General features: G+C 38.8%; 22 protein-coding genes. 11 read left to right on the top strand and 11 right to left on the bottom strand.

Translation table 11 applies throughout. From position 1 onward, the window contains the following. A partial coding sequence (locus EWM59_RS09940; RefSeq protein ID WP_207219964.1) for a hypothetical protein occupies positions 1-385 on the bottom strand: 385 nt, incomplete at its 3' end. 342 nt (positions 386-727) lie between these two features. Here EWM59_RS09940 and rpsF point away from each other — a divergent pair. The 5 genes from rpsF to EWM59_RS09915 all read left to right on the top strand — a co-directional run bounded on the left by rpsF (position 728) and on the right by EWM59_RS09915 (position 4,017). Beyond that, positions 728-1,126 (top strand): 30S ribosomal protein S6, encoded by a 399-nt coding sequence (gene rpsF, locus EWM59_RS09935; RefSeq protein WP_130020808.1) that lies wholly within the window; start codon positions 728-730, stop codon positions 1,124-1,126. 14 nt (positions 1,127-1,140) lie between these two features. After that, on the top strand, positions 1,141-1,395 hold the full coding sequence (rpsR, locus tag EWM59_RS09930; RefSeq protein ID WP_130020816.1) for a 30S ribosomal protein S18: 255 nt from the start codon (positions 1,141-1,143) through the stop codon (positions 1,393-1,395). Between the two features lie 137 nt (positions 1,396-1,532). Next, complete coding sequence (gene rplI, locus EWM59_RS09925) at positions 1,533-1,976, top strand: 50S ribosomal protein L9 (protein WP_130020807.1); 444 nt, start codon at positions 1,533-1,535, stop codon at positions 1,974-1,976. A 227-nt stretch (positions 1,977-2,203) separates the two neighbouring features. Further along, positions 2,204-2,914 (top strand): RNA ligase family protein, encoded by a 711-nt coding sequence (locus EWM59_RS09920; protein ID WP_130020806.1) that lies wholly within the window; start codon positions 2,204-2,206, stop codon positions 2,912-2,914. Further along, positions 2,902-4,017 carry an AAA family ATPase gene (locus EWM59_RS09915; protein ID WP_130020805.1) on the top strand — a complete coding sequence of 372 codons (1,116 nt, stop codon included), beginning with the start codon at positions 2,902-2,904 and terminating at the stop codon, positions 4,015-4,017. Before EWM59_RS09920 ends, EWM59_RS09915 begins: the two co-directional genes overlap by 13 nt. Positions 4,018-4,037: 20 nt before the next feature. Here EWM59_RS09915 and nspC read toward each other — a convergent pair whose 3' ends face one another. The 7 genes from nspC to EWM59_RS09880 form a co-directional block, all read right to left on the bottom strand. Beyond that, positions 4,038-5,174, bottom strand: a complete 1,137-nt coding sequence (nspC, locus tag EWM59_RS09910) for a carboxynorspermidine decarboxylase (protein ID WP_130020804.1) — start codon at positions 5,172-5,174, stop codon at positions 4,038-4,040. Between the two features lie 316 nt (positions 5,175-5,490). Beyond that, positions 5,491-6,312 (bottom strand): energy transducer TonB, encoded by an 822-nt coding sequence (locus EWM59_RS09905; RefSeq protein WP_229239327.1) that lies wholly within the window; start codon positions 6,310-6,312, stop codon positions 5,491-5,493. 343 nt (positions 6,313-6,655) lie between these two features. Beyond that, entirely contained in the window at positions 6,656-9,106 is a 2,451-nt protein-coding gene (locus EWM59_RS09900; RefSeq protein ID WP_130020803.1) for a bifunctional YncE family protein/alkaline phosphatase family protein, read from the bottom strand. A gap of 299 nt (positions 9,107-9,405) precedes the next feature. Beyond that, positions 9,406-10,146: a hypothetical protein gene (locus EWM59_RS09895; protein ID WP_130020802.1), complete on the bottom strand. Its 741-nt coding sequence runs from the start codon at positions 10,144-10,146 to the stop codon at positions 9,406-9,408. Between the two features lie 80 nt (positions 10,147-10,226). Next, a complete protein-coding gene (locus tag EWM59_RS09890) occupies positions 10,227-11,438 on the bottom strand; it encodes a saccharopine dehydrogenase family protein (RefSeq protein WP_130020801.1) in 1,212 nt (403 codons plus the stop codon). Between the two features lie 477 nt (positions 11,439-11,915). Next, positions 11,916-12,521, bottom strand: a complete 606-nt coding sequence (locus EWM59_RS09885; protein ID WP_130020800.1) for a hypothetical protein — start codon at positions 12,519-12,521, stop codon at positions 11,916-11,918. A 423-nt stretch (positions 12,522-12,944) separates the two neighbouring features. After that, on the bottom strand, positions 12,945-14,132 hold the full coding sequence (locus tag EWM59_RS09880) for a phosphoglycerate kinase (protein WP_130020814.1): 1,188 nt from the start codon (positions 14,130-14,132) through the stop codon (positions 12,945-12,947). A gap of 407 nt (positions 14,133-14,539) precedes the next feature. Between EWM59_RS09880 and EWM59_RS09875 the strand changes: the two genes are divergently transcribed. Together EWM59_RS09875 and EWM59_RS09870 are read left to right on the top strand one after the other, a co-directional pair. Beyond that, on the top strand, positions 14,540-15,391 hold the full coding sequence (locus EWM59_RS09875) for a hypothetical protein (RefSeq protein ID WP_130020799.1): 852 nt from the start codon (positions 14,540-14,542) through the stop codon (positions 15,389-15,391). 96 nt (positions 15,392-15,487) lie between these two features. Continuing rightward, positions 15,488-16,642 (top strand): glycosyltransferase family protein, encoded by a 1,155-nt coding sequence (locus EWM59_RS09870; protein ID WP_130020798.1) that lies wholly within the window; start codon positions 15,488-15,490, stop codon positions 16,640-16,642. Positions 16,643-16,828: 186 nt separating this feature from the next. Here the strand turns inward: EWM59_RS09870 and EWM59_RS09865 are convergent, their stop codons facing one another. After that, on the bottom strand, positions 16,829-17,929 hold the full coding sequence (locus EWM59_RS09865) for a glycosyltransferase family 4 protein (protein WP_207219963.1): 1,101 nt from the start codon (positions 17,927-17,929) through the stop codon (positions 16,829-16,831). A 332-nt stretch (positions 17,930-18,261) separates the two neighbouring features. Here EWM59_RS09865 and EWM59_RS09860 point away from each other — a divergent pair, with 332 nt between their 5' ends. The 3 genes from EWM59_RS09860 (at position 18,262) to EWM59_RS09850 (ending at position 20,858) form a co-directional block, all read left to right on the top strand. Further along, a complete protein-coding gene (locus EWM59_RS09860) occupies positions 18,262-18,753 on the top strand; it encodes an RNA polymerase sigma factor (protein WP_130020797.1) in 492 nt (163 codons plus the stop codon). Continuing rightward, a complete protein-coding gene (locus EWM59_RS09855; RefSeq protein ID WP_130020796.1) occupies positions 18,750-19,379 on the top strand; it encodes a hypothetical protein in 630 nt (209 codons plus the stop codon). Before EWM59_RS09860 ends, EWM59_RS09855 begins: the two co-directional genes overlap by 4 nt. A gap of 267 nt (positions 19,380-19,646) precedes the next feature. Continuing rightward, complete coding sequence (locus EWM59_RS09850) at positions 19,647-20,858, top strand: PQQ-dependent sugar dehydrogenase (protein ID WP_130020795.1); 1,212 nt, start codon at positions 19,647-19,649, stop codon at positions 20,856-20,858. Between the two features lie 77 nt (positions 20,859-20,935). Here the strand turns inward: EWM59_RS09850 and EWM59_RS09845 are convergent, their stop codons facing one another. Then, positions 20,936-22,435: a lipopolysaccharide biosynthesis protein gene (locus tag EWM59_RS09845; RefSeq protein ID WP_130020794.1), complete on the bottom strand. Its 1,500-nt coding sequence runs from the start codon at positions 22,433-22,435 to the stop codon at positions 20,936-20,938. A gap of 161 nt (positions 22,436-22,596) precedes the next feature. Beyond that, positions 22,597-24,150 (bottom strand): glycoside hydrolase family 10-like protein, encoded by a 1,554-nt coding sequence (locus EWM59_RS09840; protein WP_130020793.1) that lies wholly within the window; start codon positions 24,148-24,150, stop codon positions 22,597-22,599. Positions 24,151-24,550: 400 nt separating this feature from the next. Between EWM59_RS09840 and EWM59_RS09835 the strand changes: the two genes are divergently transcribed. After that, entirely contained in the window at positions 24,551-25,270 is a 720-nt protein-coding gene (locus tag EWM59_RS09835; RefSeq protein WP_130020792.1) for a DUF4290 domain-containing protein, read from the top strand. The last annotated feature ends 4 nt before the right edge of the window (positions 25,271-25,274 follow it).

Here is a 25,274-nt window from a genome sequence, read left to right as displayed (position 1 = left end):
TTTTTTTGATCTCTATTTTAAATTCCTGCTCTGCTATCTCAATCATTTTCTGATATGCCTCAGCTCTTAAATTAGCTTCTGCTAACTCCTTCTTAAGTCTATCAAGCTCTGATTCCTCAAATTGTACTTTTTTTGGTTTAGGTTGTGGCATTTGTAAACTAAGTTGCTCTTTTAAAGATAACGGCTTTATTTTATCTTTCAAACCGAATTGTCGTAACCATATTACGATCGCTGTTCTGCATTGTACACCATTTCTTCTTTGTATGGCTATTTTTGTCTCTGAACTATTCAGATATTCTTGGCATACTCTCCATTTAAAATCTAAATCATAGTGCAATTTGTTTTGGTTGTAACCTGAGCCTTTGTTTGTCTTTGTTCTTGCCATGTTTTTATTTAGGTTTGTGTAAACCTATTTCAGGACAAGACACTGAACTTTGATTTAGCCGCGCGGCGTCCGCTGATTAAATGATTATAGTGATTTTTTAATGAAACGTCTTTTAAGTCTAAGTTCAATTGAGCCTTCAACCGTACGAAGGCTGCGCATTGCAATTCAGTTCAATCATATAATCAGCGGACGCCGTGCGGGTAAATCATAGTTCAAGACTCAGTTTCAACCACTTACAAAAAATATTTCCCCAATACTTTTCATTCTACCATAAAATTCTTACCTTTGCACCCTCATTTTTGAGGACAAATTTAAAATTCTTAATTAAACACTGTTTTTAGTATGTTTCAAAACCAGTATGAGACAGTTTTCATTTTAACTCCCGTTTTATCTGAAACCCAGATAAAGGAAGCTGTCGAAAAATTCAAAAAAACATTGACTGATAATGGTGCTGAGTTAGTTCATGAAGAGCATTGGGGTCTTCGTAAATTGGCCTATACCATTCAGCACAAAAACACGGGTTATTATCAGTTGTTCCAGTACAAAGCTGATGCAAAAATCGTAGCAGTATTGGAAACAGATTTCAAACGTGATGAGCGTGTTATGCGTTATTTGACTACGAAATTAGACAAGTATGCTCTTGACTACAGCGATCGCCGCAGCAAAGGCTTAATCGGAAAGAAAAATGTAGAACCTGCTAAAGCTGAAAAAGCTGAGGCAACAACCGAAGAAAACGCATAATGAGAAATAACACAATGTCATTGATAAACGACCCGGTAGATAGAAAAGATACGGCTCGTAAAAAATATTGCCGCTTCAAAAAAGCCGGTATTAAATATGTAGATTATAAAGACCCGAATTTCTTATTGAAATTTGTGAATGAGCAAGGTAAAATCCTTCCTCGCCGTCTGACGGGCAATAGCCTTAAATTCCAACGCAAGGTTTCTGTAGCTATCAAACGTGCCAGACACCTGGCTTTATTACCATTCGTTGCAGACGGACTTAAATAATTTAGTGATTTAGTGAATGAGTGAATCAGTGATTAAGTAGCTTAAGCTACCGTGAATGAATGTGGTTTAATAATCACTCAATCACACAATCACTCAATCGCTCAATCAATAAAATATCTCATTCACAAGTAAGAAAAATGGAAATAATATTAAAAACTGATATAGTAGGGTTAGGCTACAAAAATGATCTGGTTGTTGTAAAGCCAGGTTATGCCCGTAACTACCTTATTCCGCAAGGCTTTGCACAATTAGCCACTACGTCGAATCGTAAGGTTCTGGCAGAAAACCTTAAACAAGCTGCTCATAAAGCCGAGAAAATCAAAACTGAAGCTTTAAATATAGCAGAAGCTATCGGCGGTATCGAAATCACTATCCCGATGAAAACCGGTGAGAGTGGTCGTATCTTCGGTCGTGTAACTAACACACAAGTGGCAGATGCCTTGAAAGAAAAAGGATTTGACATCGACCGCAAGAAAATCGCTTTAGAAGACATCAAAAATGTAGGTGATTACTCAGCTACTGTTGACCTTCATAAAGAAGTGAAACAAAAAGTAACTGTAAAAGTAGTTGCTGAAGCATAATCGTAGCACATACGATATATTTATAAAGGCCTTTCTCTTCAGGGAAAGGCTTTTTTGTTGGATTTTTTGTTTTTGAAATTTCTCCCTACCTTTACAAAAAAATAAATATAAGTAATCCTTCAAATTCTTGAGAAACCATGTAATGCGTATCCAGACATCATCGACAGTAACTTGCTGATAACCAGCAGGCTGCTATGGTATTGTTTAGGATTTAAATTAATTACAAAATGGCAATTTCAAGAAAATATGGAAGAACGTACCATTATCCGTTTTCTCCCGGTACGACTTCCGACGATAGAATCAATTATACTTACTGGAATGATTTCCAACAGGTACCGCACATTGTACACACCGAAAAACTCGACGGTGAAAACAATTGCCTGAGCCGCTATGGGGTTTTTGCCCGTTCGCATGCTACCCCAACCACCTCACCTTGGACACAACAGATACGTCAGCATTGGGAGCTTTTGAAAAATGACTTAGGCGATTATGAGATTTTTGGCGAAAACCTCTACGCCATTCATTCCATTGAATACCTGAAACTTCCGGCGCATTACTTTGTTTTTGGGATAAGACAATTAGATTACTGGCTTTCATGGGAAGAAACCCAATTCATAGCCCAGCTATTTGATTTACCCGTAGTAAATGTATTGGGCGAAGCAACGATGCCTGTATCTCAGAAAGAATTTGAGGCAGATATATTGGTGAAGATTTCGCAACCCAGCGTGTTTGATTCAGTAGATATAGCTACACAAAAACCTTGCACTATTGAAGGCATTGTGAGCCGTAACATGGCTGAATATCCGGTGGATACCTTTGCTGCAAATGTATTGAAATACGTAAGAAAAGGACACGTAAAAACCAATGAACACTGGACACGTAACTGGAAACGTGCTCCCCTGATACACGAAAAAGGAGGTGGGCTATGTGGCAATTAAGCAAAAACAAAACATGGGAGCATCTCTATGAAACATTCTTGTGGGTGCGTGATATGCGAGGTGTGCCGCAAGATGCCCGACACCACGCTGAGAGAGATGTAGAAATACATACCCGAATGGTGGTAGAAGAAATGGGTAAACTACCCGAATTTCAGGATTTAGATGCACAGGCACAGGAAATTCTATGGGCTTCTGCCTTGATGCATGATATTGAGAAACGTTCTACAACGGTTCTGGAACAGGATGGAAGCATCACGTCAAAAGGACATGCTAAAAAAGGGGAGCGGACAGTCAGACAGATATTGTATCGGGAGATACCGACACCCTTTGGCATTCGTGAGACAATAGCTAAACTAGTACGTTATCATGGCTTACCTTTATGGATTTTTGAAAAAGAAAATCCTGAAAAAGCATTGTATCAGGCAAGTTTAGCGGTGAATCTGCAATGGTTAGTACTTCTGGCAAAAGCTGATGTACTGGGCAGGGAATGTGCAGATAAAGCGGATTTACTTTATAGAGTGGAATTATTCAAAGAGTTTTGTATAGAAAAGGACTGTTGGGGTAAACCCAAGGCTTTTCCCTCTAATCTGGCAAGGTTTGAATATTTCAACAAAGAGTCACGCAGTGCTGACTATGAACCTTATCAGAATAAAGATAGTTTCTTTGAGGTAATTGTTTTATCGGCTTTGCCGGGTACAGGAAAAGATACCTATATTCAGAAGCAGCTGGGAGATATACCTGTTATTAGTCTCGATAATATCCGCAGAGAGTTAAAAATAAGCCCGACTGATAAAGAGAATAATGGCAGGGTGATTCAGTTAGCCAAAGAACAGGCTCGTGTGTATTTAAGAAGGAAGCAGTCTTTTGTGTGGAATGCTACGAATATCACCCGTCAGAACCGCCAGCAACTGATAGATTTAATGGTTACTTACGGGGCAACAGTAAAGCTGATTTATCTGGAAGTGCCTTATCTTCAATTGCTCAGTCAGAACAGAAACCGGGAATATGTAGTGCCTGTGAATGTGCTGGAGCGGATGATAGAAAAATTAGAAATACCGCAAATTGATGAGGCACATGAGGTAATATATGAGGTAGCAGGATAGGCGAGAGCCTATCCTGTTTTTTATATCCTATCCTTGTAAGTTCTGAATCCAAATTTCTTCAACAACTCAAACTCATCATTCTCTTTCCAGATACCTATTGATGGTAGCCCGACACCATTGAATGTTGTCGTTTTTACCATAGTATAGTGTATCATATCATCAAAAACCACAGTATCGCCGATTTTTAAAGGCTGGTCGAAAGAATAATCACCCATAAAATCACCTGCCAGACAGGTCATTCCTCCCATGCGGTAGGTAGGTTTACCTTCTACAGCATCAGTTGCTCCCCAGATACGTGGTTTATAGGGCATTTCAAGCGTATCAGGCATATGAGCGGCAAAAGACACGTCCAGGATTGCTACATCAATCCCCTGGGCATCAACAATATCTAAGACGGTAGATACCAGATACCCCGTCTGCCAGCCGATAGCTGAACCGGGTTCAAGAATCACTTCGATATGATAGGTTTCCCGCAGTCGTTTAATCTGTTTTATCAGGTGCGCATGGTCGTAGCCTTCACGTGTCATCAAGTGTCCGCCACCCAGATTCAACCATTTAATCTGGTGCAATAAATCACCGAATTTCTCTTCAATATGCACTAAAGTACGCTCTAAGGTATAAGAGTCGTTTTCACAAAGGGTGTGTGAGTGTAAACCCTCAATACCTTCAGGTAGTTTTTCGCCTAATAAATCTCTCGTAATACCCAGACGTGAACCCGGAATGCATGGGTTATACATATCAGTAGAAACCTCGGCATATTGTGGGTTGATTCTTAATCCACATGATATTTTTCTGCGGTGTTTTTCTATCTGAGGCTTAAACTGATTCCATTGATTCAACGAATTGAACGTAATATGGCTGCTATAACGCATCATATCGGCAAACTCAACAGGTTTATAAGCAGGGCAGTAAGTATGAGCCAGACAACCCATTTCTTCTACAATCAGTCGGGCTTCGTTTAATGAGCTGGCTGTTGCACCTGACAAATATTTATACACCATCGGGAAAGTGGCATACATCGAAAAACCTTTCAGAGCCAGAATAATCTGTGCGCCTGATTCATTTTGTACACGATTCAGTAATTCAAGATTCCGACGTAATAGTTTTTCTTCTAAAACATAAGACGGCGACGGGATTTTAGCTATATTAATGGCCATTTGCTGAAATTAATCTAATTGACTGCAAAATTACTCATTTTCTATCAGATTTGACGGATTTGATTGGTTTAGCAGAAATATAATATAACTAAAATTATTTTGCCACAATGTACACAAGAGGCACGATGTTACACTATCTTTTTATTGTGTAACATTGTGTTACCCTTGTGTACATTGTGGCAATTAATTGTTGCCAAAAAAACAGTCCGGGCGAAAATCACCCGGACTGTCGGTATTACCTCAAATAAAAAAATTTTGACGAAATCGAAATACTTCATTTCGGGGGGCTTCGGGGCATTAATTGTGTGCTCATTTGCTATTCAAGTTTAAATGTTACTGGTAATGTAAATCTTACTCTCACGTTTCTACCGTTTTGTTTTCCCGGAATCCATTTTGGCATCAGCTTCACTACTCTGGTAGCTTCTTCGTCCAAACCAAAACCTACACCTTTTACTACTTTTACATCAGTAATACTGCCATCTTTTTCGATAACAAAACTCATATAAACGCGTCCGCCTACATTGTTTCTCTGCGCTGCTGATGGATATTGCAATGTTTTTCCCAGAAATTTGTACAGTTCACTTGTACCACCAACAAATGACGGATTTACTTCTACTGTTATAAATTCCTTATTTTCATCTTCTACTTCTGCAATCTTTGTTTCAACCGGAGGAGCAATTGCCGGGGGGGCTTCGGTAATAATGCTTGTTGCATCTTCTCCAGGCGTTGTTGCAGTACTAATAACTGCGGTTTCCATTTCCTCTGGTGTTGGTGGTGGTATCTCCTCTTCTGTATTTTGTACTACTTCTGGAGCTACATACTGAATAGTTCTGGCACGCTCAACTTCTCTTGGTGGCTCCGGCTCCGGAAGCGGTTCAACTGGCGGAATTTCATCCGGTTTAATAAGCCCTGGATTTAACTCAACGATAGTTACTTTTTCCTCTTTATCTTTCTGATGTGCAAAAATGTAAGAAGTAATAAAGAGTGCTGAAAAGAGCGTGATGCCAATCCACATGGCACGGTTGACAGTAGAAGTATAAGTTTTTCGAAGCTCATAGGCTCCATAGTTTTTGTTTCGGTGCTCGAAAATAATCTCATCGAGCGTCACAGGCATTGTTGCCGGAACATGGGTTTCCATTTTTTTGTAAAGTTTAAGTTGAACATTTGTAGTTTTTGTTGGAACTACGATACAACGTTAAGAAACAAAATTGATTCCTGCAAGAAAAATCAATAAATATTTAGATAATTATCTAAATATTTATTTTGATGAATTCAGTAAATAGATTTTGCCGAATGTTAAATCATGTTTATGATGAGAATTGTATAAATAGGAGAGAGGTATTTTGGTTATAGTAGGAAGGTTGTTAGACGATTGTCTAAATTTAAGGGCCTCCTGATAAATTATATCTGATTTATCAGGAGGTCCAAGCTGAGAGGTTACTTCAAAATTTTATAATCGTAAATAATTTTTAAACATACTCTCAATCATCCTCATCTTCCTCTTCTTCTTTCAGCATTAAAAAAGCACTTCTTTTAGGCGCAGGCATGTGGCTTTTTAGTCCTTTTACCGACTGCCATACAATCTGGCTGAATTCTAAATCATTAATTAAATCGGGCTTCGATAAATCGAACTCTGAAGATTTAATTGAGTTCCGGTTGACTGCCACATTGCGTTCATCTAAATTAATATTATTTTTTAGCGCAGTAAAAGGCTTGGTATTAGCCGTTTTACTGAAACAACGCCACATAGGTGTAGCAGCGGCATCGTATTGACTCATCGGCGGAATTCCTAAAATTAACTCCATAGTACGCAACATACTTGAGGTTGAATACATGGTATGGTCAACATATCCACGTTTTACATACCCACCGGCTACGTAGGCAGTTGAACGGTGCGCATCTACGTGGTCTGACCCATTCTGGGCATCATCTTCTAAAATAAATACAACAGATTGTTCCCAGATACCAGATTTAGAAATATGTTCAACTAATTTTCCAACCGCAAGGTCATTATCAGCCACCATAGCTTCGGTGGTTGGCATACCTACTCTTGCACCTGCCGTATGGTCGTTTCCGAGACGAACGATGCTTAATTGAGGCACGCTGTTTTTAGCTAATAAAGAATCAAAATCGGCTTTCCAGGCATCTACACGGGTTATATCTTTAATAGAAAGATTATAAGGCGGAAATTTCAGACTACAATTGTTTTTCAGATTGGGCATTTTTGCTCGTTGCTCCGAAAATTCGCCATACGACCTGAAAGTGACACCCACCCGATGCGCAAAATCCCATATAAAGCCATTTTTCGGATAGGCAATTTCACGGCTTCCTTCATAGTCATAGGTACCGCCACGCCCACCATAGCTTGTTACCCAGGTTTTCTCTACATAGTCGTTGGCATAGGCAGCCATTGACCAGTTGTGTCCGTCGGCACTTACTTCGGCATCTACATAAAAATTATCTAACAAAACAAACTCATTTACTAAGGCGTGCTGATTTGGCGTAATCCGTCTGGGAAACAAGCATAATGTAGTATCACCATTGCCGGTTTTTACATCGCCTAAAACCTGGTCGTAAGTACGGTTTTCTTTAATGACATAGAATACATATTTGATAGGCGATTTCTGACCTAATTTGGTCGGAATCGGGTTTCCTTTCTGGCCTTCGCTCTCCAGTTCCTTAGCTTTATTGTAGGGCGTATTTTCATAGACAATTGTTGAGTAATCGGCTAATGTTTTTTCGTCAGGGAAATTAAAAATCGATAATGTTCCTTTAAACAAACCACCTATGTACTGCGTACCCCTAACAGCCTCGGGGTTGGCTCCTTTGAATTGCGGACTCTTGGAACTTACCGGATTTGGCCCTTTGGGGTTAGCCGAAGAGGAAAGTCCTTTGCCATTCGTTACATACACTTTATCACCGATTGTTTTGACAGAAGTGGGATACCAACCTGTAGGAATAAAACCTAACGAACGGCTTTTTCCTTTTTCTTCTACCTCAAAAACAGCTAAGCAGTTATTATCAGCATTGGCTATGAAAAGGTATTCTTCATCATCACTCAAGGCAACGCCATTGGGTGTTGAACCAATAGGTGAGTCTGGATAAAGTGCGCAGGAAAGCGTTTCGATGCGTTGTTTTAGTTTGGTATCAATGAGGGACACCGTATTGTCATTTCCATGAGAAACATAGAGGTACTGCCCATTTTTGGTAAGTACCATGTCGTTGGGGTTTTTATCAACTGCTATTTCGTCAATGATTTTCGCCGCCGCAATATCATATATCAGTACTTTGGCTCCACCCCAAAGCGATATATATAACAGGCCTTTATCGGGCGAGAGTATGCAGGTATAGGCCTCTGCGGCAAGAGGTATCTTTTTCAGAATACTTTTTGAAGCAATATCTAACTGATAGAGTGTATTATTCTCTTTGGCAACTACAAAAATATGCTTTTCGGTGGCGCAGAGTCCTGCTGGTGAAACCTTTACAGGCCAGGGTTTATCCAGAATAATCTCGCCTTCCTTTTGCAGTTGGTTATTTTCAATTTTATAGATATTAATTTTATTGTCATTTCCTGCAGAGGCATAGAGGTGCTTTTCGTCAGGGCTAAAGGCTAAACCTAACCATGATTTTTCGATGGGTTCATCGTCTAAGATTGTTTCGGTTGCCACATCAATGAGGGTGATACTTTGAGTACTTTGTCCGTTATTGGTAACTGCCAGGTATTTTTTTGAAGGAGAAACCACTAAATTGAGTGGTAAGTCCTGCAGTTTCAGGCTTTTGCCAATAGGAGTTAATGCCCAGCCATTGGTTAGTTTAACTCTTTTTAAACCCAGTTTCTGCACAGCAGAACTGCTCAGGTTATCGTTTGGTTGTTGGTTTTTACAGCCTGTCATAAGGCTCAGAACAACTACAATAAGGGCAATATTTTTCATATTTAATAAGGTTTATTTCTTTCTTAAGACCCGAACCCATGATTAAAACTTGATTGCTACCCCTTAGAAAAGAGTAGTAAGTTTTACCAATATCATTAAAAGCTACATTATATGCAAAGCTAATCTTCCTATGTAAAGAAAATATTATCTAATGGTTGCCAAAGCATTAAAAAGCCTGAGCTTTACAAGGTTATATTCATAGACAGAGTTTAATTAACGTGTAGTTTGTAAAACAAAAATCCCTTCCTCCATGTCATAAAAAACACAGAGAAAGGGATTGTTGTACTAATAATTCTATCTTAGAGAGTATTGTAATAAGCTACTACTCTTGCTAAATCATACTCATCTTTAAATGTAAGATTCTCCTTTTTAATATAAGCTTCTAACTGATCTTCTTTGTCGTTTAAAGCCTTTAAAATAGCGTTTTTCTTGAGTTTAGCTTTGCTCAATGAGCCATCGGGCTTTTGAATAAAATATTCCGAATTGTCTGTATATTCGTCATAGCGGCGGTCAACATTCGATAAGGCCGAATAGTTGGCCTTATTCATCATTTTACTTACATATTTCAGCAATGAAGTTTTGTTTTTATACAATACCATCATATAAGCAACTGGTACTGTACCACCTTCAGTTTTTAATCCCTCAAATTTTACAAAGGGAAAACTTGCATTGTTTCTGGCATCATGAATAACAAAGCCTGTAATCTGACTTGGATTCACAATAATTGAATCGCCTACTGAGCGTTTATATAATAATTCTTTGCTTTGCGAATCATATTTGAGTGGTACAGTCTTTGGGGCTTTGGTATTTTCTTTCACAAAAACCAATTCACCTGAAAGCCACTCATCAATAAAATATTTTGAGCCCTTGGTGCCCTCATAACGTAAATCATAAGCCCCTATAGTGGTCATCGTTCCGGCCGGAAGACCATTGGTGCGGGGCATATTATTGGTAGCCACAGCCGTAAGCACATTGGTTTCCTGTGCCATAACAGTACTTAAACTAAAGCAGCAGGCAGCTGCGAAAGAGATAGCTTTCATTAGATTGTCAGGTTTATGTAATGCAATATAACCCTAAAACGAAAAAAATCCACTAAATGCTTAGTGGATTCCTGATTTTATTAATATTCGTGAGGTAACGATATGTTTACTCTCTCGTGCCAGGGTAAACCCTGGGTATTGAGTAAATCCATGAAAGGGTCAGGATTCAACTCTTCACAGTTCCATACACCGGGTTTTTGCCATTCTGGGTTGGTAAGCATAAGCATGGCTCCAATCATGGCCGGTACACCAGTAGTATAAGATACCGCCTGCGCTTTTACTTCACGGTAACATTCGGCATGGTCGCAGTTATTCCATACATAATAAGTTTTGTCTTTGCCGTCTTCTACACCTTTAATCTGACAACCGATTGAGGTTTGGCCTGTATAATTTTCACCCAAGGTATCAGGTGCAGGTAATACAGCTTTCAGAAACTCTAAAGGTACAATGTCTATACCATTAAATTTCACAGGGTCTATGCGGGTCATGCCTACATTCTGAAGCACTTCCAGATGTGTAAGATACGCCTGTCCGAATGTCATCCAGAATCTGGCACGTTTCAGCGTTGGAAAGTTCTTCACCAGTGATTCCAATTCTTCGTGGTATAATACATACGATTCTTTTGGCCCGATTTCAGGATAATCGATAGGTTTGTGAATCGACATCGGTGGAATTTCTACCCATTCGCCATTTTCCCAGTAACGACCATTCTGTGTAATTTCACGAATGTTGATTTCGGGGTTAAAGTTGGTAGCAAATGCTTTACCATGATTACCTGCATTACAGTCAATAATATCGAGGTAATGCATTTCGTCGAAATGGTGTTTGTTGGCATAGGCACAGAAAACCTGTGTAACGCCCGGGTCGAAACCACAACCCAATAGTGCCATCAAGCCTGCGTCTTTAAATCGGTCCTGATAAGCCCATTGCCAGCTATATTCAAATTTGGCTACATCTTTAGGTTCATAATTGGCTGTATCAAGATAGTGTACACCTGTTTCAAGGCAGGCGTCCATAATGGTTAAATCCTGATAAGGAAGTGCCACGTTGATTACCATTTTTGGCTGAAAGCTTTTAATCAGAGCTACTAATTCAGGTACATTATCGGCATCAACTTTGGCTGTTTGTATTGTTACACCGTGCATTTCCTGAATATCGGCTGCAATTTTATCGCATTTCGACTGGGTTCTGCTGGCTAATAGAATTTCTGTAAAAACGTGGGAGTTCATGGCACATTTATGCGCCACTACACTGCCGACTCCACCGGCACCAATGATAATAACTTTTGACATTTTTATGAATAAAGGATGAGTGAATTTTATCTATAAAAACTAAGTAAATCCACTAAAGTTTAAAACAAGGCGCAAAGATAGTGTTTTCGAAAAAAAGTACGTCTTATTCTGTATTGTTTTTCAATGAAGTTTACCGTTAGATAAAAATATGGGCAGATTCTATAGGAGGCGTGCATCTTTTTTTCGCAGAAATGCGTTATATCAATAATTAAATCCCGGAAACCTTTAGATAATTATGCAAAAAACTACAAAAACTGAATCGCCCGTGAAGTATGCAGAGCTTTTATTAGTGGGCATACTTACACTTGTTATCGCTGTTGGACTCTATTTTACCAACATTAAACTGTGGTAAAACAGAACCCTCTGTTGAGGAAAGATATTTAATAGATAGTACCCCCAAAAGTCAGACACTTCTTGGGGGTATTTTATTTTCTTACTCTACTTATACACCTTAAGCTTTAGATTAGTTAGAAAGTTTTATCTTAATTTATAACCAAGTGTTATGTGAAGGCTGTAAGTATTATTGTTTAATTTGATACCTTCACTCTTAATTGAAGGTGTCAAATTAAACATGTACTGCCCAGTTAGATCAATTCTGAATCTATTGAGTTGTTTGGAAATACCTATCTCTGGTCTACCTCCAAAATATAAAGTATTATACTCATAAAAATCCTTATATATTGATGATTTTAATTGCTTATCCCCTAATAGAAAATTAACAAAAGGGCCTGCTCCTATAAAAGCATCTACGACTTTATCTTTAAGAAATAAATATCTGAATGTTGTATTCAAATGTAAATAATTAGCCTTCTCCTGAACATCTGTTTTTCCTGCCCCCATATCAAAAGAGTCTTTACCTCTTACTTGTAAATATCCTATCTGTGAAGATAAATAGGTTCTTTCTTTTTGTAGGAAATCTATACCTAAAGCTGTAGAATAAGATGTGGTATTTGGTCTTAATATCTCTAAGCCTAATTTATTACGATAAGAGTTAAAAAGTATACCATTATCTATTTTAATAGTTTGCCCATACGAAATGGTTACAGACATTAAAAAAAAAGCAAAGAAGTATTTTGGATTCATATAGCATTGATTGTTTTTAGTTGTCACAATAAAAAAGTTGTTTATTAAATAAAATTGGCTGAGTTACTTATGTAGAAGTAATACACTTTTGATGAAATAATTTTTATAATTTATAAAAATCAAAGTTTTTTAGTCTTTTGCACTTATTATCAATTCTAAAAAGATTAAAAGCAAGTATATTCATATCTGGCACTTTTCCAAATTCCTTCTGCAAAGATATTATTAATAAAGCTGCTCCTATCTTACATTCATTAGTAATTGACCTTAATTACCTTTTATTGTTATTAAACTAAGGCGATGAGATTATATGATGGGGAAACAAACCCAATCTAAATAGAATGAGCCCGATACAATATCAGGCTCATTTCTATAAAATTTAATTCAAATTTTGTCTGAAATTTGGGAAACATTCCACTAAAGGAACTATTCCAAAGCTGCTACACCCGGCAGGGTTTTGCCCTCCATATATTCTAATAAGGCTCCTCCACCTGTTGATACATAAGACACACGGTCGCCATAACCTGCATTGTTTACGGCTGAGGCTGAATCACCGCCACCAATTAATGAGAAAGCACCATTTTCTTCGGTAGCTTTTACTACTGCTTCTGCAATGGCATTAGTACCTATGGCAAAATTCGGAAACTCAAAAACACCCATCGGGCCATTCCAGAGAATGGTTTTTGATTTTTCAAGAATCTCGGTGAAAGTTTTAATGGTTTCAGGGCCAATGTCAAGTCCTTCCCAGTCAGCAGGAATTTTTCCGGTTTCTACTATCTGTTTGTTAGCATCGTTTGAGAATTTGTCAGCACAAACATTGTCAGACGGCAAAACCAGATTTACGCCTTTGGCTTTGGCTTTTTCTATCAATTCTAACGCAAGCGGTTGTTTGTCGGCTTCTAACAAAGATTTTCCAATTTCGCCACCTTGTGCTTTGGTAAAAGTATAGGTCATTCCGCCACCAATAATCAGGTTATCTACTTTATCTAACAAGCGCTCTATAATCAGGATTTTATCTGAGATTTTAGCACCACCCATAATGGCTGTAAACGGACGCTCGGCGTGTTCCAGAATTTTTTGTGCATTGTCAATTTCAGCCTGCATCACATATCCGCAAACACGGTCTTCAAAAAACTGACCGATAACGGCCGTAGAAGCATGTGCACGGTGCGCAGTACCAAAAGCATCGTTTACCCATACATTACCCAGTTTCGATAATTTTTCTGCAAAGGCCACATCTCCTTTTTCTTCTTCTTTATAGAATCTCAGGTTTTCAAGCAATAATACTTCACCGGGTTTCAGGTTAGCAGCTTGCTCAGTAGCAGACTCTCCGATACAATCGTCAGCAAATTTCACCTGTAAACCCAATATCACCGAAAGCGGGTTCACCAGATGTTTTAATGAGTATTTTTCAGTCGGCCCATCTTTCGGACGTCCTAAGTGAGACATCAGAATACAGGCGCCACCATCTTTTAAAATCTTCTTGATAGTCGGTATGGTTGCAGTAATCCGAGTGTCATCAGTGATTTCATATTTTTCGTTCAGAGGTACATTGAAGTCAACTCTAATGAGGGCTTTTTTGCCCGAGAAATCATAAGTATCTAATGTTTTCATCATTGATAGATAGAAAGTGAGTAATAAGACTGAGCAAATGAGTAAATTTACTCATTCTTTTTTTGCTCATTCTTTTATGGGGTCAGACGATTTTCGTAGGACAAATATAAATTTTCTTTTCGCTAACATCACGAAATTTTACCACGATTCTTTTACTAAATACTACAAAATCTTTTAATAGTTCTATTTTTTCTTTGGTTATGAAAAATATTATTTTCGATAACAACTATTTTGAAGTTTTGAGCGTCTTTCAGTTTGTTGATTCCCTTTACCCTATGCGGGTCGCCCTAAATCCCTCTTACTGAAGGAGATGGACTTTTAGCTCTCCACTCCCTCGGGAGAGGGGTTGGGGGCGACCGTCGTGCTGTAAGGAATTTTTCGTAAATTTGAACACATTTCCCCTAATTATGAAGTCAGTTATACTTTTATTAAGTTTTGTGTGCTATTCATTGTTTACTTTCGGCCAGGAAGAAGATGACTACTACAAAAAGCCGAGCCAGAGAAGCGATGTAAAGAACAACGCTTACCCGAACCTCGATCGGAAGTCAGTAAATTTATATTTAGGTTTAGAAGGAGGCATGGAATTTAACCAGTCAACTGTAACCAATAATCCTGATAACCTGATTGGTAAGGAAAAAGGGAAAGATTTATATTGGGGGCTGGTATTGGGTTATAACATGAATGATACCTGGTCTATTGAAGCAGGTTATTATAAAAACCCTACTTATGTGATACAGGCAATAGACTTGGGCAGGTCTTACCCCTATATTCTTCGCCTTGGAACGCCGCTTCAGACAATTCCGATACGCTACAAACGAAAGATATTAACCATAGACCCTATTACCAAAAATGCGACCATCCATGTGGGAGCAGGGATACTGCTCTCGCCTGATGCGGCAGATAAAAAAATAGCACAGCGCACTTTTAATGGGTATTCATTCGACCCTCAATATCCGAGAGACACTATCAAACATCAGATAAAAAGCGAAACTTTTTTAAGCAAACGTGCCGTAGCTCAGGCAGAAGTTCTGGTAGAGTTGCATGGAAGGGTATCTAATAGTTTATCGATTGTTGTTTATGCAAGAGGCAACATTTCTCCTAAAGGACTGGTACGTTCAGATGTTAATTATACCATTAATCAGACTGTTGTATCTAAAGCACAGCAGTTAACCAATGGCATCAGCTTTAATTTTGGTCTGGTGTTCAGGTATAATATTATGCGTGGGTATAAATACTATGACCAGGAGCATACAGAATAAGTTTACGTTTTAATGACTGATTGCGGTGTCTGTTAAAGTTTTCAATTCTCCTATTATTGCCCTACCTTTGCAAGGCTTTTACCAAGCCTTTATTGCATGTCTGAGATAGCTGAAAAAACACCGCCTGTCATTACGATTGTTAACCGTCATTATCCGCCTAACCCCGGTATTACCGGAGAGTCAGCGTGGGATATGGCTAAGTATCTGATAGAAAAATACCAGGCAGAAGTACATATTGTGTATATTGACCGTACCTACGACGGCGGTGGACAGATACGCCAACCTATTGGAATTTTACACCCTGTCAGTACGATTTATGAAGGTAAAAATGGGGTGTTAAAATTAATTTCAGGGACATTAGACGGGCTTTTTCTGATTCGGAAAGCCAAAAGACTGAATAAAGGCAAAGTGATTGTCATGACGAGCCCGCCACTATTGCCTTTCTGGGCAACATGGTTTCTGAAAGACTGGGTGCTGTGGTCGATGGACTTATTCCCTGAAGGTTTTGCAGCGGCAGGAACTATTAAACCTACCAATGCCATTTATCGCTGGATACTTAAAAAAACGTATCAGAAGCCCCCGCAACACCTCATCGCTTTAGGCCCTAATCAGGCCACTTTCATCAAGCAAAGTTATCAACAGGAAATTCCGACTACGATTCTACCTTGTGGCGTATTATTCCATCAGGAAAATGAACTTAATACACCCGACTGGAAAAAAGCAGATGGTAAAATTTACTTCGGCTATTGTGGCAATTTAGCCAAACCTCATTCTGATGAGTTTCTGCTGAGATTTATTGATAATCTCGATACACAAAAGCATCATTTGATATTAGCGATTTATGGTGAAAAGGCTGATGGGGTTTTAGGCTATGCACAGCATAAGGAAGGCATTACAATTCTGAAAAGTGTGCCACGTAGCCAGTTGCATTTTATAGATGTACATCTGGTGAGCCTGTTACAGGAGTGGACACATATAGCCGTACCCTCAAAGGCGGTGAGCTCTATTTGTGCCGGAGCCAGTATGTTGTTTTGTGGCAATAAGCAGGCCGATACATGGGCTTTGTTGCATAAAGCAGCTTGGTTGATAGAAGAAAACAAGCCATTAGATGGGCAGATAAAAAAATTTCTGTCAAGGCTTACGGTAGAAGAAATGGAACAAAAAAGAGCCAATGCACAAGAATTGATAGGGGAGTTGCAAGAGATGGTAGTTAAGGCTTATGAGGATGTAAAATGTATCACGATTTTTTAAATCGTCCACAGTAGGTACAGTTTGTTGTGCAATTGAGATATGTTTCAGGAGACTGCCAATCGGGAATAACTAATTATTCTGCAAAAAAAACTGCACCAAAACATGTTAATTCAGACTATATAGACCCTTGAAGACGCAGGCACTCGCGCGGCGAACCGTGCGTCTCTACGAAAACGCTGTTTACTTTCATTCCGCAAGGGATTTATATACCTCTAAATACCTCCCCTTCACCACCTCCTGTGAATAATTTTCCAAGACCTTTTTCCTTGCATTTTCAGCCAATACCTCAGCATCAGCCTCATACAAAACCCATTTTATGCCTTCTGCAAAATTTTCGGCTGATTTATAAGTAGCTAAAAACCCTGTTTGCTGATGCTCAATCATTTCGGGGATGCCACCTACTTCAAAACCTACTGCCGGAGTACCGCAGGCCATTGCTTCCATAATGGTATTAGGCAGGTTTTCCTGAATAGACGGAATCGTAAATACATTGGCCGCCGAGTAAATCAGTGCAATTTTCTCTATGTCTGTTATGCGACCTAAGGCGTGGGTTTTGAAAGGTAATGTTTTATTCACTTCTCCATCGCTTTCGCCTAAAATCACTAACTCAATATCGGTTGAATGGCTGATTTGTTCTTTTAAAATTTGCAGTGCTTCCTGAAAATAGCTGAATCCTTTCCAGATAACGGTAACCTTAGCGGCCGCAAATAGAATCAACTTCTTATCTACAGGCAGGTTCAATTTTACTCTTGCTTCTGCTTTAGCTATGGGTTTAAAAATATTTGTATCTAAAGGATTCGGAATGACACTGATGGGCAGGTTTTTAAATAAACTGCTTTTACGTGCTCTATTGGCCAACCATTCACTACAGCCGATTATCTGAACAGGGGGCAGTTTCTCAGTTTCACCGAAAATCTTATGCTTTTTCTGCCAGATTTTAGCTGATAAATCATCAGGTGAGGGATTGCGCAGATAAGGGAAACAGTTGCCACAATGATTCTGATAATGCTCACAGTCGCCGCTATGGTGGCAACCACCTGTAAACGCCCACATATCGTGCAATGTCCAGACAATAGGTTTGCCTGAACTGAATAGTTTTTGAAGCGACTGAATAGAAAGAAACCCGAAATTGACCCAGTGTAAATGCAGAATGTCGGCTTCTTGTACCAAAGGGTGTTGCGAAATATCAATGCCTGTATTAGCAGGCGAAAAAGCGAAGCGTATTTCTTTATTCTTCTCATGTAGCCGGAAATATAACCGTTCGGCAACGAAACGCCCGAATACCATTTTTTTTCGAGCCAGCTTTGAGCAACGGCTATTACATCAGCCCGATTGCGTTTCTTTTCCTGCACCAATAGCTTAGCTTCAATGTCTTTTTCTTCATCTAAAACCGACAGCAATCTTAAACAGGCAATGGCTGCTCCACCCATGCTATCATCGGTATTTATCAGAAGAATTTTCAAGAAACAATCACTTAATTATGTCAATACTGGCTGCGAATTACGGAAAATTTTGGCATATCTTTAGCAGGTGTAAAATCAAGTTCTAAAAAAAATGTGTACTTCCCTGTAAGTTTTTTACCTGTCCTGCGACTAATTGTTCAAATAAAACATCAGCGAATGGAAAAGGATTTTATTCTATTGATTAATACAAACCGAGGCCTCATTTACAAAGTATGTAATTTGTATTGTCAGAACGAAGACGATAAAAAAGACCTTTTTCAAGAGATTGTTTTACAGTTATGGACATCTTTCCCCCATTTCAGAAACGAGTCAAAAAATACTACCTGGTTGTATAGGGTAGCATTAAACACTGCTATTTCTAATTTCAGAAAAGAAAGCAGAAAACCTGAAAGAAGTGCTATTTCGACCAATGAATTACAGATTCCTGATATGAATTTTTATCAGACTGAAAGTAACGATTTGAGCTTGTTGCAACAGGCGATTGAACAACTTTCGGAAATTGAAAAAGCGATTATCATGCTTTATCTGGAAGATAAAAGCTATGACGAAATAGCCGATATTATTGGTATGACCCACTCGAATGTGGGGGTAAGAATTAACCGAATCAAAATTAAATTAGAAAAACTCATTAAATCTGACAGAATATGAACTTAGATGAATTGAAATCGGCATGGCAGGTATATGACCAGAAATTACAAAACTCTCAATTGCTTACCGAAAGGCTTATTGTAGGCATGATAAAAGAGCGTTCAAAATCAAGAGTAGCACAAATCAAACGGGAGAACACATGGTTTTTTGTGCTGATGGTGTTTGAGTTACTGATTTTAGGGGCAATCTTCGTAGGGAATCCTTTTGATTTTATTTACCAAGTCCAGTTTTTACCTTATATATTTCTGGCGATTGGAATTATTATGGCACTGGTAGCCATTTACAGAAGCAATGCCATTGTGAACGTGGACATGAACAGTACTACTTTAGGTGCTTTTCTTCAACATGTGATTCACGAATACGAGAAGAATAAAAAATTAGAGGGTCGGTTTGGGCTATTGATGCTGGCCTCGGGCTGCATGACAGTCCTCTCATTTCTACCTAAGAAATTAGAAAAACAAGATTTAGTTTCTGCCCTTGTGGATACGCTTATCCCTATAGGAATCTGTCTGTTTATTTACTACTTGGCTTTTCGCTTCGGCTTATTCAATAATCGTAAAAGTGAAGGTTTTAAAGAAGATTTACGGGAGTTAGAAACGTTGTCGAGGGAGTTGGAGGGAGTGTAAACTCAGGTTTTTGTTCATTGATTAATTATCAATTACCATGTCAGCGAATAAAATTCGCCGTCTAAAATAACAATGGTAATATCATCTTACTACAAGCGGACTTAAGTCCGCGTTGCATACTAAAATTATTCCGTTGTTGTCTTAGACGGCGAATTTATTTGCTGACTAATTGCAAATAGAAAAGCTGGCACACAATTTTCGTATATTTTATGCGTATGTCAAATTAATTGGCTGTTTCGGTCGTTATTTTTAAAATCCATAACTTGTATGAAAAAAATTATCATTCTCATCACAGCGTCAGTTGTCAGTGCTTTTTTAGGGTTCAGTTGCGATTCAAGCTCTGACCCTATTGATAAATCAGACGATTCAACGTCTAATCCGGTTGCGGCAGAATATCAGGCTGTCGTTGCCTTTCCGAATCTTAATTTTAGTAACCCAGTAGAATTTACGCACGCCTCTGATGGTACCAACAAAGTATATGTTATTGAACAGAGAGGGGTTGTCCGCTCATTTGATAATGTATCAACTACATCACAAACAACAGTATTTTTAGACATTGATGCCCGTGTAGATGCTGGAGGCGAAATGGGTTTATTAGGATTAGCTTTTCATCCCGATTTTAAAACAAATGGTTATTTTTATGTCAATTATAACCGTAATTCACCCAGTCGTCAGACCGTCATTTCCAGATTTAAAGTAAATTCAGGTTCACAGGTAGCGGATGCCAATAGTGAAAAAATCCTGCTGACTTTTGAGCAGCCTTTTACTAATCACAAAGGGGGTAAATTAGCTTTTGGGGCAGATGGCTACCTGTACATTGCCACAGGTGATGGAGGCAGTGGCGGAGACCCACAAAACAATTCGCAAAACCGCAGAAATCTGTTAGGGAAAATTCTTAGAATAGATGTAAATGTAGCAGAAACCGAAAAGTATGCTATACCTAAGGACAATCCGTATATAGGTAATACCGATGGTTTGATGCAAGAAATTTATGCTTATGGCCTGCGTAATCCCTGGAGATTCAGTATTGATGCCACAACTAATAATCTATGGGCAGGTGATGTAGGGCAGAATGAAGTAGAAGAAATAGATATAATTAGCAAAGGCGGCAATTACGGATGGAAAATAAAAGAAGGAAACGATTGTTTTGATGCCTCAGGTAATTGCGGACAAAGTGGTTTAGTGGCTCCGGTATGGAGTTACAGACAAGGAACAGATGGCCGCTCGGTAACAGGAGGCTTAGTATATAGAGGCAAAAAACTACCTGATTTAGTAGGGAAATATGTGTTTGGGGACTATGTAAGTGGTAAAATATGGTCTTTGAAGTATGACGGCTCAAAAGCCACAGATAGTGGAGATAAAATAGGAAATGTGGGCGGTATTTCGGCCTTTGGAGAAGATGCAGATAAAGAACTATATATATTGAATTACGGTGCAGGTAAGGTGTATAAATTAGAAAAAAAAGCGAGTTCGAATTAAAGATTTTAATATCCATTTTCGTAAATACGTACGGTTCGACGTACGTATCTACGAAAAAACAATCAATTAATAGTCATTTACTTTCTGCCAAATCGCACAACTACCTTCCAGAGATTTTTCATCGCTCCATTCAATTCAGGAGAAACATTGCTCCAGTAGATAATAGCTCCGTAAATCAGCGTAATGGCAGTAGAGCGATAAGCCATATCCATTAAGGTTTTAAGTTTCGTTCCTTCTGTTGCAGGTATAAGACTAACTGCAAAGCTTACTGCAACCATAATCAGTAGCACTTTAGGAATATCTATCGTAAAAGGCTGCATACCTAATTTCCACCATAGGAAAACATACCGAACTGCATTATAGTAAATAGTAGCCAGGGCAAGGGCAAAGGCTGCCCCATTCATGCCGTATATCGGAATCAACAACCAGTTCAGAAATACAGTCAGCACAATGAGGCCAACCATGATATAGGTGTCATAGCGATAATAGGGCGAAAGTGCCAGAATAGTACCATTGAGTCCGGTGGCTAAATCAAATAGTTTGCCTAAACTTAGAATTATAATCACCCATTTGCCTTCTTCATAACCAGCCGGAAGAAACTCAAAAAGATTGTCAATATTAAGATAAATACCCAGAAAAATCCAGCAACCGACAATGAGCGAGGTAGTACAGCTTTTCCGGTAGATGGTGGCAATATTTTTCAGGTCATTAGCCGCAAATGAATCAACAATAATAGGAGCAGAGGCTTTGGTTAAGGCTACCAACGACATCCCCATCACACTCCCGAAAAAAGCAGCTGTACTATAAATACCTGTTTCCTCTAAAGTTGTAATGTCTGCCAGCATAATCTTGTCGATATACAGAATAATCATCGACGAAAAACCTGTCAGAATAGTCAGGAAGCTATAGGTTGCAAATTCTTTGGTAAATTCTGGGGTCATCAACGAAAAGTCAGGTTTTAATGAAAAACCATCTAACCGTGATGCTTTCCATATCATAGGTATTACATAAAATGAAACCGCTAAAACCCATACCCAGATATATTGAGAGAAATCAAGCACATTGAAAACCACTAAAAACAGTGAAATCATAATCAGGAAACGCTGCAATAACTGCGAAAGAAAAGTGCCTGTTACAGTTTCATAGAGGTTCTTGGCATAATTATCAAAAAGATTAAACAGCAATGTAGCAAAGGTAATAGGCAAAAGAAAATAGAAATTGGTAGCTAAAAGGTCTGATTGTCCTTTTCTTTCAATCATCCAGTCTTTCAGAAAAAACACGCCTATACTGCAAATCAGAAATCCAATTACGCCCACCGAAATTCCTAAAAACAAATACCCTCTATGCCCTTGTTTCGCATTTCTGAAATGAACAAAAAAGCGACTTCCGGCGGCATTGAAACCTAAAGAAGATAGCTGCACCATGATGTACATATAAGAAAGCAATACCATCAGCAAGCCATATTCTTCTTTTTTTAAAAAATTGGGAAATAACAAAAACTGTGAAATAAAGCCTATCAGTACTCCTCCATAAGAAAAGATAGTACTGATAAAGGCTTGTCTTTTAATTACATTCATTGAAATATGCTATTGAGAAAACATAAATTGACATTTTAACCACGGAGTTACGCTAAGTTTAGCACTAAATTTCACCGAGTATTTTAAAATTAACTCCGTGAAACTCTGTGCTAAACTCCTAGCTACTCCGTGGTTAAATATTTATCAATCAATTTTATAATCTATTTCGTTTTAACTATGTTACTCATGGCACTCTCGTTGTTCAATCGGTCAAGTGCTGTAACTACATATACAAAAGATTTGCCCGATTCATACTTTTTATCGGTATAACCAAGCATTCCTTCATTTCTGACAATGCCTATAATCTTTGAAGAATTGTCAATATTGATTTTTTCATCTTTCTCAAATCGATAAATCACAAAAGAAGTCGGTTCATCACCGTCTTTCGCCGGAAGAGCAGGAGCATCCCACGTAATTAGCATCCCTAAATCATTCACCTTTTTGGCTTGTACATTCTCAGGGGCGTTAGGCGGTACATTGTCTTTCCAGGGCATAGCAGGTGGAAGTGCCGGATAGAAGTACAGATTCCTCAGAGAATCATTGACTGATAACTCATTTCTGTTCAAAGGCTTGGCACTATAAAAAATACTGCCCGAAATCTGTGGTTTACTACGGTTGTAGCGTACCTGACGAGGTATCTGCGTAGCTTTTTCCCATCCTACTTCGTTACTGCCGGCTTTTACCCGATACACACCATGACCAATGTATAAATGTCGGTTATGCGGCTGTTTTGTCCACCAATCGGCTAAGACTTTATAAGGCACTTTATTGAACTCAAAGCTGAAATAAATCTGTGGGGCTATATAGTCAATCCAGCCTTTTTGTACCCATTTGCGGGTATCAGCATACAGATTATCGTAGGAGGTCTGGCCGCCTTGTGTTTGCGAACCACTGGGGTCAACAGAGGCATTTCGCCATACACCTACCGGACTAATCCCAAACTTTACCTTAGGTTTTATTTCCTTGATTCCGTCGCTGATGCCCTTAATTATCAGGTCAACATTATTGCGGCGCCAGTCTTCAATATCTTTGAAACTCCCCTTATATTTTCTGAAAGTATCGTCGTCGCGCAGTTTCTCGTTGGCAATGGTATAAGGATAAAAATAATCATCGAAATGAATGCCGTCTACATCATAATTTCTGACTATATTGAGGGCTATTTCAGTAATATATGCCCTGACTTCGGGTATACCCAGGTTAAATAACCGATAACCGCCATAAGTAAGAAACCATTCGGGTCTGGTATTGACCAGATGGTCTTCAACAATACTTCTGGAAACTTTATGTGCCCCACGATTCATATTCAGCCAGGCATGAAATTCCATATTTCGCTGGTGTGCCTCATGAATCATGAATAGCATCGGGTCATAAAAAGGTTCAGGTGCTTTGCCTTGTTCACCCGTCAGCCATTCCGACCAGGGTTCTTTGCTACGGGCATAAAACGCATCAGCAGCGGCTCTCACCTGCACCAGCACGGCATTCATGCCATAGCTTTTTTGTCGGTCGAGCAGGGTTCTGAATTCTTGTTGCTGAGTTTCTGACGATAAGCCTTTGCGGGAAGGCCAGTCGATATTATCAATCGTAGCTACCCACACAGCCCTGAACTCACGTTTAGGGGCAGGAGACCTGGAAACATATTGCTGGGTAACTTTTTTACTACAACCACTCAGGAAAGCATAAATTATCAGGTAAAAAGCAGCGTTTTTCAAATACATCTAAAATCAGTTTTGAAATTTATGTTCAAAATTAGATAAAAATTTAACCCATCGGCTAATTTTTGTTACTTTTGCTGTGTTTAGCAATAATGCGTATAGAATTAACATTATTATGTAGCACGGATTGTTAATCCGTGGCGTTTTATTTTCCGAACAACCTTTAAAATAAGCATTTTTTGTAGAGACGTATTGCAATCGCGCGGCGAACCGTACGTCTCCGCAGGTCTATCAGGATGAAAACAATTACCTATCCTTTTCAGACATTCTACATAAATATTATTACTTGGTTGCAGACCCTCGGAGACGTACGGTTCGCCGTGCGATTGCAATACGTCTCTACGAAAAACAAAAAATGCCTTTACAGGCTTTATATAAAATCACTTTTACATTTTAATATATCGTGAAAGAATACGGTAGTAACATTCAGAAATTAACAGATTATATCATTAGTCTGCCTGACAAAGAGCAACGAACCAAATATGCCCATATTCTGGTAGAATTGATGCGTCAGATTCACCCGAATATGCGTGAAGGCATTGATTATTCAAAAAAACTATGGGACGATTTATACATCATTGCCAATTTTGACCTTGATGTAGATAGTCCTTTTCCGGCACCGCCGAAAGAAATTCTGGGCAAAAGACCTATGTTGATTCCTTATAATCAGCATCATCTGAAACATCGCTTCTATGGTCGTAACCTTGAGTTATTGATTCTGAAAGCCATGATTACCGAAGATATTGAAGACCGTAAGGCTTTTATCTCGTACATGGTGAGACTGATGAAAAACTTTTATCAGACCTGGAACAAAGATACCATCGAAACAGACGATTGTTTGCAGCAAATTCTTGAACTATCAGGATTCAGATTTCAAGCTGAAATTGATGCACTCCGTCGTGACGGATTGATGGAATCATCGCCTAAAGATGGAAATGGTAGCCGTCAGAGAATCCCGCAGCCACAACAGGCTCAGGGACAATTCCGCGACAGAGGCGACCGTGATAACAGAGACAGAGATAACCGTAATCGTGATAACCGGGATAACCGCAACAAGAATTTTGGCGGTGGTTATAAAAACGATAGAAACAACAACAATAATAACAACAAAAGAAGACGGTAATTCA

Origin of the sequence: Emticicia agri, assembly GCF_004168285.1 — a bacterium.
GTDB classification, from domain to species: Bacteria; Bacteroidota; Bacteroidia; order Cytophagales; family Spirosomataceae; genus Emticicia; species Emticicia agri.
Note: the sequence above shows the minus strand (reverse complement) of the source record. Positions and strands in the feature narration are given on the sequence as shown.

What these genes read in the sequence shown, in the direction of transcription:
- rpsF (WP_130020808.1), top strand. Translation starts at nt 728, where the DNA reads ATGTTTCAAAACCAGTATGAGACAGTTTTCATTTTAACTCCCGTTTTA.
- rpsR (WP_130020816.1), top strand. Translation starts at nt 1,141, where the DNA reads ATGTCATTGATAAACGACCCGGTAGATAGAAAAGATACGGCTCGTAAA.
- rplI (WP_130020807.1), top strand. Translation starts at nt 1,533, where the DNA reads ATGGAAATAATATTAAAAACTGATATAGTAGGGTTAGGCTACAAAAAT.
- EWM59_RS09920 (WP_130020806.1), top strand. Translation starts at nt 2,204, where the DNA reads ATGGCAATTTCAAGAAAATATGGAAGAACGTACCATTATCCGTTTTCT.
- EWM59_RS09915 (WP_130020805.1), top strand. Translation starts at nt 2,902, where the DNA reads ATGTGGCAATTAAGCAAAAACAAAACATGGGAGCATCTCTATGAAACA.
- nspC (WP_130020804.1), bottom strand. Translation starts at nt 5,174, where the DNA reads ATGGCCATTAATATAGCTAAAATCCCGTCGCCGTCTTATGTTTTAGAA.
- EWM59_RS09905 (WP_229239327.1), bottom strand. Translation starts at nt 6,312, where the DNA reads ATGGAAACCCATGTTCCGGCAACAATGCCTGTGACGCTCGATGAGATT.
- EWM59_RS09900 (WP_130020803.1), bottom strand. Translation starts at nt 9,106, where the DNA reads ATGAAAAATATTGCCCTTATTGTAGTTGTTCTGAGCCTTATGACAGGC.
- EWM59_RS09895 (WP_130020802.1), bottom strand. Translation starts at nt 10,146, where the DNA reads ATGAAAGCTATCTCTTTCGCAGCTGCCTGCTGCTTTAGTTTAAGTACT.
- EWM59_RS09890 (WP_130020801.1), bottom strand. Translation starts at nt 11,438, where the DNA reads ATGTCAAAAGTTATTATCATTGGTGCCGGTGGAGTCGGCAGTGTAGTG.
- EWM59_RS09885 (WP_130020800.1), bottom strand. Translation starts at nt 12,521, where the DNA reads ATGAATCCAAAATACTTCTTTGCTTTTTTTTTAATGTCTGTAACCATT.
- EWM59_RS09880 (WP_130020814.1), bottom strand. Translation starts at nt 14,132, where the DNA reads ATGAAAACATTAGATACTTATGATTTCTCGGGCAAAAAAGCCCTCATT.
- EWM59_RS09875 (WP_130020799.1), top strand. Translation starts at nt 14,540, where the DNA reads ATGAAGTCAGTTATACTTTTATTAAGTTTTGTGTGCTATTCATTGTTT.
- EWM59_RS09870 (WP_130020798.1), top strand. Translation starts at nt 15,488, where the DNA reads ATGTCTGAGATAGCTGAAAAAACACCGCCTGTCATTACGATTGTTAAC.
- EWM59_RS09865 (WP_207219963.1), bottom strand. Translation starts at nt 17,929, where the DNA reads ATGGTATTCGGGCGTTTCGTTGCCGAACGGTTATATTTCCGGCTACAT.
- EWM59_RS09860 (WP_130020797.1), top strand. Translation starts at nt 18,262, where the DNA reads ATGGAAAAGGATTTTATTCTATTGATTAATACAAACCGAGGCCTCATT.
- EWM59_RS09855 (WP_130020796.1), top strand. Translation starts at nt 18,750, where the DNA reads ATGAACTTAGATGAATTGAAATCGGCATGGCAGGTATATGACCAGAAA.
- EWM59_RS09850 (WP_130020795.1), top strand. Translation starts at nt 19,647, where the DNA reads ATGAAAAAAATTATCATTCTCATCACAGCGTCAGTTGTCAGTGCTTTT.
- EWM59_RS09845 (WP_130020794.1), bottom strand. Translation starts at nt 22,435, where the DNA reads ATGAATGTAATTAAAAGACAAGCCTTTATCAGTACTATCTTTTCTTAT.
- EWM59_RS09840 (WP_130020793.1), bottom strand. Translation starts at nt 24,150, where the DNA reads ATGTATTTGAAAAACGCTGCTTTTTACCTGATAATTTATGCTTTCCTG.